This is a genomic window from Pseudomonas sp. FW305-28, from assembly GCF_017351395.1.
GTDB lineage: Bacteria > Pseudomonadota > Gammaproteobacteria > Pseudomonadales > Pseudomonadaceae > Aquipseudomonas > Aquipseudomonas fluorescens_AA.
Map to the genome: position 1 here is coordinate 1 of NZ_JACNDD010000232.1, position 6,729 is coordinate 6,729.

Sequence of the window (6,729 nt, forward strand, 5' to 3'; positions counted from 1 at the left end):
GGTTTTGCGCTGACTTTCGAGTCCGATACGCAAGTGGGGTGCGACAATCAACCCTGCCGGAATCTGACCCACAGGTTTACAATCGACATTCCCGATCAGGAGTAACCCTGTGCTGACTCATCTCGATTCCCAAGGTCGCGCCAATATGGTCGACGTGACCGACAAGGCCGTGACGTTCCGTGAAGCCACGGCCGAGGCCTTTGTGCGCATGCTGCCCGACACGCTGCAGATGATCGTCAGCGGCGGTCACCCCAAGGGCGATGTGTTCGCCGTCGCGCGCATTGCCGGCATCCAGGCGGCCAAGAAAACCAGTGACTTGATTCCGCTCTGCCACCCGTTGCTGCTCACCGGCGTCAAGGTCGAGCTCAACGCCGAGGGCGAGGACCGGGTGCGCATTGTCGCCCGCTGCAAACTGTCGGGGCAGACCGGCGTGGAAATGGAGGCCCTCACGGCCGCCAGCGTCGCCGCGCTGACCATCTACGACATGTGCAAGGCCGTCGACCGTGGCATGACCATCGAAGGCGTGCGAGTGCTGGAGAAACTCGGCGGCAAGAGCGGCCATTTCCAGGCGGATGCGTCATGAAGATTACCGTGAAGTTCTTTGCCCGTTACCGTGAAGCACTGGGTGTGGATGCGGTAAAGGTGGACGGCGATTTCGCCACGGTCGACGATGTGCGCGTGCTGCTTGCCCAGCGTGACGGTGCCGACGTGCTGAAGGAGCAGAACCTGATGTGCGCGCGCAACGAAGAGCTGTGCCAGCTCGATGAACCGTTGGAGGAGGGTGACGAAGTCGCGTTCTTCCCCACTGTGACGGGAGGCTGAAGCATGGCGATTCGTGTGCAGGTCGAACCGTTCGACCCGGGCGTCGAAGTCAACGCGATGCACGCGGCCAATGTCGGCGTGGGGGCGGTGGTGAGCTTCGTCGGCTACGTGCGTGATTTCAATGACGGCCTCGACGTGTCCGGGATGTTCCTGGAGCACTATCCGGGCATGACTGAAAAGGCTCTCGGCAAGATCGCCAGCGAGGCCGAGCAACGCTGGCCGTTGCTCAAGCTGGAAGTGCTGCACCGCATCGGTGCCCTGGAACCGGGCGAGCCGATAGTCTTCGTCGCGGCCGCCAGTGCTCATCGCCAGGCGGCGTTCGACGCCTGCGCCTTTGTCATGGACTACCTCAAGACCCGTGCGCCGTTCTGGAAAAAGGAAAACACCGTCGACGGCCCACGCTGGGTTGAAGGGCGGGACAGTGATCATGCGGCGGCGGATCGCTGGAAGCAGTAAGCCCCCCTGTAGTTTTTTCGCAAGCCATGAGTCCGTCATCGCGAGCAAGCTCGCTCCCACACTGGATCTTTGTGCATCAAGGATCCCCTGTGGGAGCGAGCTTGCTCGCGATGAGACCATCAGCCACCCATCACATCCCCCTGCCTACCGATTGACGGTGTGTACATTAAAGTCCAGTATGGATTTATAAGTACAAAACAACTGCATCCACCTTTCTCTGCCAAACCAACAACAACCTGCGAGAGATTGATCATGAGCAAACTCCCCCTCATCACCGGCCTGGCCTTGAGCCTGTTGGCCTCCAGTAGCCTGTTCGCCGCTGAGAAAACCTTGCGCATCGGCATCGAGGCAGCTTATCCGCCGTTTGCTTCCAAGACCTCGGAAGGGAAAATCGAGGGGTTCGACTACGACATCGGCAATGCCCTGTGCGCGCAGATGCAGGTCAAGTGCCAATGGATCGAGGGCGAGTTCGACGGGCTGATTCCGTCGCTCAAGGTGAAGAAGATCGACCTGGCGTTGTCGTCCATGACCATCACCGAAGAGCGCAAGAAGTCGGTGGATTTCACCCACAAGTACTACTTCACCTCATCGCGCCTGGTCATGAAGGAAGGGGCAGTGGTCGATGAGCAGTATGCCAGCCTCAAGGGCAAGACCGTGGGCGTGCAACGGGCCACCACCACTGACCGCTACGCCACTGAAGTGCTCGAACCCAAGGGTGTGACGGTCAAGCGCTACAGCAACAACGAAGAAATCTACATGGACCTGGCGTCCGGTCGCCTGGACGCGATTTTCGCCGACACCATCCCGCTGGAAGACTTCCTGTCGATGCCCCGGGGCAAGGGCTACGCGTTTGTCGGTCCCGAACTCAAGGACCCGAAATACGTCGGTGAGGGCGCCGGTATCGCGGTGCGCAAAGGCAATACCCAACTGGTGGCGGACTTGAACAAGGCCATCGATGGGATTCGGGCCAATGGGAAGTACCAGGAGATCCAGGCCAAGTATTTCAAGTCGGATATCTATGGTGACTGATTAATCGCTATCGCGAGCAAGCTCGCTCCCACAGGGGATTGGTGTCGTACACGATATCTGTGTGCAATGAGATCGAATGTGGGAGCGAGCTTGCTCGCGAAGGCGCCAGGCCAGGCAATACAAATCTCAGCCCTTCAACTCCTTCAAATGCTTGTACACCGTCGCCCGCCCCATGTTCAGCACATTGGCCACATAGTTGGACGCGCTCTTGCCCTTGAACGCGCCTTCGGCATGCAGCGCCAGCACCAGCTCGCGTTTGTGATCGCGGGTCAACAGGTTCAGGCTCAGCTGACGCTCGCGCATCCAGGCGTGGAGGAAGGTGTTGATCCGCTCCTGCCAGTCATCGCGAAACAGTGAGTCCGGCTGGGGAATCAACTTGCCCGGCGAGAGGAACAAATCCAACGCGGCCTTGGCATTCTCGAACAGCGAAATATTCAGGTTGATGCACAGCACCGCCAGCGGATGACCGTGGGCGTCGCGCAGGACGCTGCTGAGGCTGCGAATCTTCTGTCCGTCCCAGTTTAGTTTCTCGTACGGCCCGATGTTACGTTCGCTGACGTCTTCACTGAGCATGTCTTCCAGGGACGAGTCATCGCCAATCTCGCGCTTGGACAGGTTATTGGCGATGTAATCGACTTTCTGGCTGCGCAGGTCGTGCAGCACCACTTCGGCGTGGGGGTAGAACAGCGTGGCGATGGCGTCGGCGATGGTGCGGAAGTTTTCCAGCGCCGGATCGGATGGCGAAGCGGTCATGACAGGGCTCCAGGCAGCGTCAGCGCCCCGTGGAACAGGGGCGCGGGGGAGTGTGCCGCAATCGTGGCGATGCGTCACCCCGGTTGGCTCACCCCAAACGCTTGGGGGAGAGCATGGCGCTGCTCAGGCCGAAACGGGCCAGGGCTTCGGGCAGCGGTTCGCCACGCACCAGCGCGGCGCTGGCCTGGCCCATGGCCGGTGACGTCTGGATGCCGTAGCCGCCTTGGGCCGCGACCCAGAACAGTCCGGGCACCTGTGGATCGAAACCGGACAGCAGATCACCGTCGTGGACGAAACTGCGCAATCCGGCCCAGGTGCGGGTCGGGCGGCGGATGGTCAGGGTGGTGGCTTCTTCGATCTGGTAGATGCCCATGGCGATGTCCAGTTCTTCCGGCTGAACGTCGTGAGGCTCCACCGGGTCGGCGTTGGCCGGCGAGCCGAGGAACATGCCGGCGTCGGGCTTCATGTAGAAGGATTCGTCCAGGCTCACCAGCATCGGCCAGTCATGGATATCCACGCCTTCGGGGCCGGCGAAGATGAATGCCGCACGCCGCTTGGGTTGCAACCCCAGCTTCCGGGCGCCAGCCAGGACGGCCACCTGATCGGCCCAGGCGCCGGCGGCGTTGATCACGATGGGGGCGGTGAAGCGTTGGCTGGCGGTCTTCACCTGCCAAAGTCCCTGGTCGTCGCGGCTCAGGCCCAGCACTTCACTGTCGGTGTGCACTTCACCGCCATTGCGGCGAATACCGCGCAAGTAGCCCTGGTGCAGGGCGTCGGTGTCGATGTCGCAGGCCGTCGGGTCATAGATCGCCCCGTGGACCTTGTCCCGTCGCAGGATCGGCAGCCGCACACAGGCTTCTTCGGCGCTGAGCAGTTGCATCTGCGGCACCGTGGCCTTGGCGCTCAGGTACTGGTTGTTCAGCTCGGCAGGATCGCCGGTGAAATCCACGGTCATTTCGCCCCGTGGACTCAGCAACGGGTGCTCGCAGAAACCGGCCGGCGGGGCGTCGAAAAAATCCCGGCTGGCCTGGGTCAGCGCCCGCACCTGCGGGGTGCCGTAGGCGGCGGTGTACAGCGCCGCCGAACGTCCGGTGGAGTGATAGGCCGGATGGGATTCGCGTTCGAGCACAATCACCCGGCCGTGGGGTGCCAGCCAGTAACCGGTGGAAGCACCGGCAATGCCGCCGCCGATGATGATGAAGTCTGCTGAGGTCATGAAATGCTCCTGTGGAACACAGTGCCGGGACTCTGGAAAAAACGGTGGGAGCGAGCTTGCTCGCGATGGCGGCCTGACAGTCGACATGGGTGGTGACTGACCCACCGCTATCGCGAGCAAGCTCGCTCCCACAAGGGAAACTGGGGTGTGTCAGTTGCGAAGTCGGTACAACGCATTCGCCAGCGCAACATCCTCCAGCCCCAGGCCGATGGAGCGGAAGAACACGTGGCGTTGGTAGTCGGGACGCGCCACGTGTTCGCTGAGCAATTCAGGCAAGTCGCCGACGATGCGCGACGCCTCCCAGCCGTGTTGTTCGCCGGCGATCAGCATTTCACCGGCCGAGCCCGGGGTGGTCTGACGATAGTCGCAGAACACGTCCATGTCGTTGAGGCGTTGGGGCGGTATTTCGTGGGCGCGTGGGGCGTTGGTGCTGATGGAGGTGATCAGCGCCGGTTTGTCCAAGGTCTGCGGGTCGAGCACAGCTTTGGCGGACGAAGTGCAGAGCATCACCACATCGGCGTCGTGCAGCGCGGCTTCGAGGGTGTCGACGATTTGCAGGCGCGGGTCCAAGCCGGTGAGCGAGGCACGTTCCTGTGCCGACTTGGTCTTCAGGCCTGGCGAGTAGAGGCGGATGCCTTGCCAGTCCCGCAGGTTCTTGACGTAGTGCACGTGCGCCTGGGCCACCGCGCCGCTGCCGATGACCGCCAGGCGCCTGGCGTTGTGCGGGGCAAGGGCATCGACGGCGACGGCGGTGGTGGCGGCGGTACGGGCGGTGGTCAGTTCGGCGGCGTCGCACAGCAGCAGCGGCTGGCCGGTCTGCATTGACATCAGCAAGGTCCAGGCGGTGACCAATGGGCCTTGCTCGCGCACGATATAGGGCGAGGTCTTGACCCCATAGACCTGGTCTTCAGCCATCACGCCCAGGTAGTTGATGAAATCCCCGGCGCCGTGGGGAAACACCACCAGTTGCTGAGGCGGCTGCACCGCTTGCCCGGCCGCCAGATCACGAAACAGCTGGCGCAGGATGTGCGGCACGTCGATTTGCCCGAGCAGTTCACGGACTTGGGCTTGGGTCATCACAGAGGGCGTGCTGGGCATGGAGGCTCCGGGTACCGTGTAAACTAATTTGTCCATTATGGACTTTTAGTTTAATCGAGCAATATCCCGGGGCAAAAAAAAGCGCAGCTCGTTCTGGCTGCGCTTTTTGCTCTGTGGAGACGGTTAAGGGCGCTTGCGCTCGACCGGTCGCAACAGGTGGGTCGGTGGCATTTCACAGCTGATCTTGCGCCCCAGCAACGCCTCGATCGACGGCAACTGGTAGGAGTCGTCTTCACCGGCGAAGCTGATCGAAACCCCGGCGGCCCCGGCACGCCCGGTACGGCCGATACGGTGCACGTAGTCGTCCGGGACTTCCGGCAGGGTGAAGTTGATCACGTGGCTGATGCCGTCGATGTGGATGCCGCGGCCGGCCACGTCGGTGGCAACCAGCACGCGGATCTTGCCTTCGCGGAAACCTTCGAGGGTCTTGATGCGCTTGTGCTGCGGCACGTCGCCCGAGAGCTGGGCCGCGTTGACGCCATCGCGCACCAGGCGTTCTTCGATGCGCCGCACTTCGTCCTTGCGGTTGGCGAACACCATCACGCGCTCCCAGCCGTTGTCATTGACCAGGTTGTAGAGCAGCTTGTACTTGTCGGCACCGGCGACTGCGTAGATATGTTGCTCGACGTTTTCGCTGGCGACGTTCTCGGCTTCGATCTCGACGATGGCCGGGTCGGTGGTCCACTGCTTCGCCAGGTTCATCACGTCCTCGGTGAAGGTGGCGGAGAACAGCAGGGTCTGGCGTTCGCTCTTGGGTGGGGTCTGGCGAATGATCTGGCGCACTTGCGGGATGAAGCCCATGTCGAGCATGCGGTCGGCTTCGTCCAGCACCATCACTTCGACCATGTCCAGGTGCACGTCGCCGCGCTGGTTGAAGTCCAGCAGACGGCCCGGCGTGGCGACCAGGATGTCGCAATGGCGGGCTTCGAGGTGCTTGAGCTGCTTGTCGAAATCCATGCCGCCCACGAACGTCATGACGTTCAGGCCGGTGTATTTGGTCAGGTCGGCGGCGTCCTTGGCGATCTGCACCACCAACTCACGGGTCGGGGCGATGATCAGCGCCCGTGGTTCGCCCATGTAGCGTTCTTTGGGCGGCGGGGTCTGGAGCAGCTGGGTGATGATGGAAATCAGGAACGCGGCGGTCTTGCCGGTGCCGGTCTGGGCGCGACCGATGGCGTCCTTGCCGGCGAGGGTGTAACCCAGCACTTGCGCCTGGATCGGCGTGCAGTATGGGAAACCCAGGTCCTGGATGGCGTGCATCAGTTCCGGGGCGAGCTTGAAGTCGTGGAAGCGCGTCTTGCCTTCCTGGGGTTCTACGGCGAAGTCCTCGAGTTTCCAGGCGACGACCGGCGGTT

The 6,729-nt window shown here is 62.2% G+C and carries 8 protein-coding genes; 4 read left to right on the forward strand and 4 right to left on the reverse strand.

Annotated features, from left to right (window positions below):
• Positions 1–109 precede the first annotated feature (109 nt).
• From moaC to J4E53_RS29320, 4 genes are all read left to right on the forward strand, one after another.
• On the forward strand, positions 110–583 hold the full coding sequence (gene moaC, locus J4E53_RS29305) for a cyclic pyranopterin monophosphate synthase MoaC (protein WP_058542774.1): 474 nt from the start codon (positions 110–112) through the stop codon (positions 581–583).
• Complete coding sequence (moaD, locus tag J4E53_RS29310; protein ID WP_060740784.1) at positions 580–822, forward strand: molybdopterin converting factor subunit 1; 243 nt, start codon at positions 580–582, stop codon at positions 820–822. The genes moaC and moaD overlap by 4 nt, the downstream gene beginning before the upstream one ends.
• A 3-nt stretch (positions 823–825) precedes the next feature.
• The gene (gene moaE / locus J4E53_RS29315) at positions 826–1,278 is read left to right on the forward strand and encodes a molybdopterin synthase catalytic subunit MoaE (RefSeq protein WP_060740785.1); all 453 of its coding nucleotides are present in this window, start codon (positions 826–828) and stop codon (positions 1,276–1,278) included.
• Positions 1,279–1,530: 252 nt separating this feature from the next.
• Positions 1,531–2,307, forward strand: a complete 777-nt coding sequence (locus J4E53_RS29320) for an ABC transporter substrate-binding protein (RefSeq protein WP_103310274.1) — start codon at positions 1,531–1,533, stop codon at positions 2,305–2,307.
• Between the two features lie 126 nt (positions 2,308–2,433).
• Here J4E53_RS29320 and J4E53_RS29325 read toward each other — a convergent pair whose 3' ends face one another.
• The 4 genes from J4E53_RS29325 to rhlB form a co-directional block, all read right to left on the reverse strand.
• The gene (locus tag J4E53_RS29325) at positions 2,434–3,060 is read right to left on the reverse strand and encodes a transcriptional regulator (protein WP_060740787.1); all 627 of its coding nucleotides are present in this window, start codon (positions 3,058–3,060) and stop codon (positions 2,434–2,436) included.
• A gap of 88 nt (positions 3,061–3,148) precedes the next feature.
• On the reverse strand, positions 3,149–4,276 hold the full coding sequence (locus J4E53_RS29330; RefSeq protein WP_060740788.1) for an FAD-binding oxidoreductase: 1,128 nt from the start codon (positions 4,274–4,276) through the stop codon (positions 3,149–3,151).
• Between the two features lie 150 nt (positions 4,277–4,426).
• Complete coding sequence (locus J4E53_RS29335) at positions 4,427–5,374, reverse strand: ornithine cyclodeaminase family protein (RefSeq protein ID WP_060740789.1); 948 nt, start codon at positions 5,372–5,374, stop codon at positions 4,427–4,429.
• A gap of 123 nt (positions 5,375–5,497) precedes the next feature.
• Positions 5,498–6,729: ATP-dependent RNA helicase RhlB (rhlB, locus tag J4E53_RS29340; RefSeq protein ID WP_207268256.1), on the reverse strand; the 1,232-nt coding region annotated here is incomplete at its 5' end.